Source organism: Cytobacillus sp. Hm23, assembly GCF_051842895.1.
Classification (GTDB): Bacteria; Bacillota; Bacilli; order Bacillales; family SM2101; genus Nanhaiella.
This window is the reverse complement of record NZ_JBPXRQ010000083.1, coordinates 1-3,892: the sequence shown is the minus strand read 5'-3', so window position 1 is coordinate 3,892 and position 3,892 is coordinate 1. Positions and strand designations below refer to the sequence as shown.

Below are 3,892 nucleotides of genomic sequence, written 5' to 3'. Positions count from 1 at the left end.
TTTTTACTCATAGTTTTCTCCAATCCGAAGTATTTCTCTAGTTGTGTTTCTCCATTATACAAAAATGTACCCTATAGGGAGACTTTTTTTAAGTGTCTACTCTATAGGGTACATTTTATGCTTTGCAGGGCTGTTTTTTCGTGGAGTTGATATCATGCTGTTATTCTATATTATGCAATTGTTATTTTTTGTATGCGTTACTTTATACGATCAATAAGAACAGCATTCAGAAATATAGCTTCATCAGCAGTAATTTCTTTATTCTTAGCTTTCTGTTGCCACTTATCGCTTGTCAAAATTCCCTTTTGATATGCAGTTCCGTAAATCTTGGCCAACTCTTCATATTGCCAATCTTGTAATTTCATATCTTTATCCTCCTGGATTAATTCTGCTTCAACAGCTTTTAGAAAGTCCTTCCAACGACCTTCAGATAAAAGTCGATGAGGGCAGTATTTATTGGACCAGTCTTGATGTTTCTTAACTCGCTCTATGCCCCAATTACGTTCTTTCAACAGTTGAGCAACAAACTTTACAGCTAATGCTTCAGCTTTCTTGTATCGATCTCCACCACTTTTTGAATAACAAATTTCAATACCAATTGATGACCGGTTTCCTGGTCCGTTACCATCCCCACAATGCCAAGCATTACGATCAGTAGGAATACCTTGTATAACTTCTTTATCATCAACCGCATAATGGTACGACACTTCATTATTGTTATCAATCATGTACGTTATTTCATTTTCGGCTGAAGCATCATTGTACGTGTTGTGGACAGTGATGTACTCTGCATTCATTGAATAAGGGCATTTTATTCTGTATTTATTTGATGGAACTATTCTTTGTCTGACATTAATCATTTTTCATCTTCTCCTTATCTCATTTTATGCAGTAGCATCTTACATGCTTGTACGATTTATCTATCACCTTTTTTTAGTGATAATTTTGGATTGATCAAACAACCCTGCAGCAGACAGACCGATCATTAAACCAAACATGATTTTTTCTTGAAGTGTTGGAACATCTACATAAAAAAGACCTGCTAAAATCCCTAATGAAAGAGATATCACAGGTAAAAATTTCACAGGAATAAAATCAACTTCCTTAACAAACTCCGTTAACGCTACTACTACGGCAATTACAATCACAATTTCAAACATATTAATTGTCCTCCTTTATCATATCGATTCGTTTATGTGCTTGCTTACTAGATTCTTCAACCCTTGTAACACGTTCACTAAGCGCAGTGATTTGCTTTTCATTGGCTTTTAAGTCAATCTTTATATCGTCTACACCTCTTCTTATATATCCTAACTCTGCCTTTACTTCTGCACTTTCTTGACCATCACTTTTGATTACCTTGTTTTTGTTTAAGGTATATCCTAAATAGGCAATAACTGCCGCAAAAACTGAAAGTAATAACCCTAATTCAACTGTCATAAGTTCACCTCTCAAATTTCAATATAAAAAGCCCTTGTGACAGGGCTTTTTTTTTGATATTCACCTCAATGGGTATTGTGTTTACTATCGTTTTATCTCTGCATCAATCTGCCACAACTCTTGTTTAAGCTTAGTTATTAAAGTTGGTTGAGCATTTCCAAATGTTGCTTCTAACTGAAAGCCTCCAGTTTCATATACTTCTGTAACTTCTGTGATCCTTGCGTCCACTGTTACGCCCCAATCTTTATTCTGAATAGTCACAATGTCGCCAAGATTTCTTGTGCTGTCGTTTCAATCACTTTTACTCGCTCAACAAATTTAATCAAACGTTTATAATTTCGCTCTTCCCTTAAGTCCATATCCTTCAACTCAGCTTGACTTTTACCCGCGCTACCAGTAGGCATAACTGAATCAATCCCATACTTTGCAACTCCTTTATATCTGATATGAGAGTAAGCTACACCTCTACCATAAAGGGTTTCGTACAGCCTATGGATTTCTTTATTCATCCAATGATAGTCTTTTAGCATGTTTTCAATTTCTTTCTCTGTCATGTCTTAACCCCCTAACTATAGAAAGTCACTATAAACGTTCTCTGACCTTGTTTGGATTCACCAAACCTTTAATTAAATTCCCATCAGATTTAACCTTTTCCACTGCACATTCTTGATGAGCAAAGCAAAGAAAATCTCCCTGTTGAAATGCAAGTCCTTCACTATCTTTTTCACAGTAATAACACTTCATATAGGCCTCCTAATCTCCTCCATCTATCTTGTGTTTACTAAACCTTGGCTTAACTACTAACAATTCCGAAGATAATTTTAAATTCATTCCGATTCTTTTTCATCTTTTTGAATCCCTGTTTAGTGTCAAGAATTAATACTGTCTTCTTCACCCAGATACGGATGTATGCAGATTGGAATTTTATAGGTCGAACTATTCCTTTTTCCTCATACTCCGTACCATCACTTAATTCAGTTTCTGTTCTAATTACCCACTTGTTACCTATTCCAAACTCAATATATTTCAAAAGAAACTCTCCTTACCATGTGTTTACTAAAAACAGTTCAAATTCCACAGGGTATTGACACACTACAATCAAAATAAGTACACATATAATAATTCGACATGATTTCTCTTCGACTACCATCTATTAATTTATTTTAGATGGTATTTTTTCTTCTAACCTTACTAAAAATCCACAAGTTCATTAAGCCAACAGCTTATACAACATTACCTAATCAAACATTTAATATTATAACTAACCTTAAGAGGAGAGATTTTCGTGTCAAATAAAATATATAAAAGAAGCCTTTGCGCGTGTTCACCAAAAAAATCAGACTGTATACTTACTACAAAAACATTTCGAATCCTACCCCTATTCAAATACTCGAAGTTGGAACAGCAACGCCTTACCCTTCAACAATAAATGTCTTTGGATTCGAGACCAGTGATAAAATTGTAAAAGTAATAGTTACTTTAAGAAATTTAAGTTATGACTTTTTAGATGACGTTGACATCTTGTTAGTTGCTCCTAATGGAAAAAACGCTGCTATAATGGCTGATGTTGGAAACGGTAATTCAGTAAACGATATAACACTTTCCCTTGACGACATGGGGCCACTTATTCTTCCTAGAGAATCCGCGCCTATTTCTGGAACTTTTCAACCAGCGAACTATCGTGGTGAATTCGCTATTCTGCCACCCCCTGCACCAATTAATCAATCGGGTGGTTCAATGTTAAGTGCCTTTAATTTTATAAATCCTAATGGCCGATGGAGTCTTTTTGTTGCTGACACTGATGGTGGGGATTCTGGTAGTATTTCTGGTGGATGGGAATTCAGCATTCCTACTAGTAATTGCACTCCATAGATTTCAATCTCTAAAACTTACTACCCTTATTTAGGGTATATTTTTTTGTAAAACACAACTATCATTGTGGTTACTTAACAAAAATTTTAGGTGTCCTTTTGTTATAATAGACAATGTATTTATCTTTCTATTACATAAATTCAATGAATAGGAGTGAGCTTTTAAGTGTTTGTATTTTCACCATGGATGGTACTATATAACTTATTTTTTCTCGGAATTGGCATAACTATTTTATATTGGGTGATTAAACTAGCTGTTAAGAATGCTATCAATGAATCAAAAATCAATAAATAGAATACATGTATTATTTTTACACCTTCAATTTTTTGGAGGTTTTTTTATGAAACATTATTGCTATTTAGTTCACCAAGTATGCTATGAGGGTTATCGCCCTCTTTTTTACGTTAATTTTGTATTATCTGTTTTTCTAAACTATGATATGCTCCTCTTAAGGTAGACAGTGGACTGTCAACACCTAACTAGACAATTTTCTTAAGGTGTTTATTTTTGTACTCAATAGGACTTGCATAACCTAGTGTGCTATGAATACGAATATGGTTAAACCAATGCACGTAGTCAT

The 3,892-nt window shown here is 34.4% G+C and carries 8 protein-coding genes and 1 pseudogene; 1 reads left to right on the top strand and 8 read right to left on the bottom strand.

Features of this window, described 5'->3' with window-relative positions:
* Window positions 1-383: 383 nt before the first annotated feature.
* The 7 genes and pseudogenes from ACSVDA_RS24570 to ACSVDA_RS24540 all read right to left on the bottom strand — a co-directional run.
* Window positions 384-860 (bottom strand): annotated as a pseudogene (locus ACSVDA_RS24570) (peptidoglycan recognition protein family protein); the annotation flags it as partial.
* A gap of 63 nt (window positions 861-923) precedes the next feature.
* Window positions 924-1,160 carry a holin gene (locus ACSVDA_RS24565; RefSeq protein WP_485887028.1) on the bottom strand — a complete coding sequence of 79 codons (237 nt, stop codon included), beginning with the start codon at window positions 1,158-1,160 and terminating at the stop codon, window positions 924-926.
* A gap of 1 nt (window position 1,161) precedes the next feature.
* Window positions 1,162-1,440, bottom strand: coding sequence for a hypothetical protein (locus ACSVDA_RS24560; RefSeq protein WP_485887026.1), 279 nt, complete (start codon window positions 1,438-1,440; stop codon window positions 1,162-1,164).
* An 84-nt stretch (window positions 1,441-1,524) separates the two neighbouring features.
* The gene (locus ACSVDA_RS24555) at window positions 1,525-1,668 is read right to left on the bottom strand and encodes a hypothetical protein (RefSeq protein ID WP_485887024.1); all 144 of its coding nucleotides are present in this window, start codon (window positions 1,666-1,668) and stop codon (window positions 1,525-1,527) included.
* A gap of 29 nt (window positions 1,669-1,697) precedes the next feature.
* On the bottom strand, window positions 1,698-1,994 hold the full coding sequence (locus ACSVDA_RS24550; protein WP_485887022.1) for a hypothetical protein: 297 nt from the start codon (window positions 1,992-1,994) through the stop codon (window positions 1,698-1,700).
* A 28-nt stretch (window positions 1,995-2,022) separates the two neighbouring features.
* Window positions 2,023-2,184 (bottom strand): hypothetical protein, encoded by a 162-nt coding sequence (locus tag ACSVDA_RS24545; protein WP_485887021.1) that lies wholly within the window; start codon window positions 2,182-2,184, stop codon window positions 2,023-2,025.
* Between the two features lie 49 nt (window positions 2,185-2,233).
* Entirely contained in the window at window positions 2,234-2,470 is a 237-nt protein-coding gene (locus ACSVDA_RS24540) for a DUF3977 family protein (protein WP_485887019.1), read from the bottom strand.
* Window positions 2,471-2,760: 290 nt separating this feature from the next.
* Between ACSVDA_RS24540 and ACSVDA_RS24535 the strand changes: the two genes are divergently transcribed.
* The gene (locus ACSVDA_RS24535; RefSeq protein WP_485887017.1) at window positions 2,761-3,312 is read left to right on the top strand and encodes a hypothetical protein; all 552 of its coding nucleotides are present in this window, start codon (window positions 2,761-2,763) and stop codon (window positions 3,310-3,312) included.
* Between the two features lie 479 nt (window positions 3,313-3,791).
* Here the strand turns inward: ACSVDA_RS24535 and ACSVDA_RS24530 are convergent, their stop codons facing one another.
* Entirely contained in the window at window positions 3,792-3,884 is a 93-nt protein-coding gene (locus ACSVDA_RS24530; RefSeq protein ID WP_485886873.1) for an IS3 family transposase, read from the bottom strand.
* Window positions 3,885-3,892 lie beyond the last annotated feature (8 nt).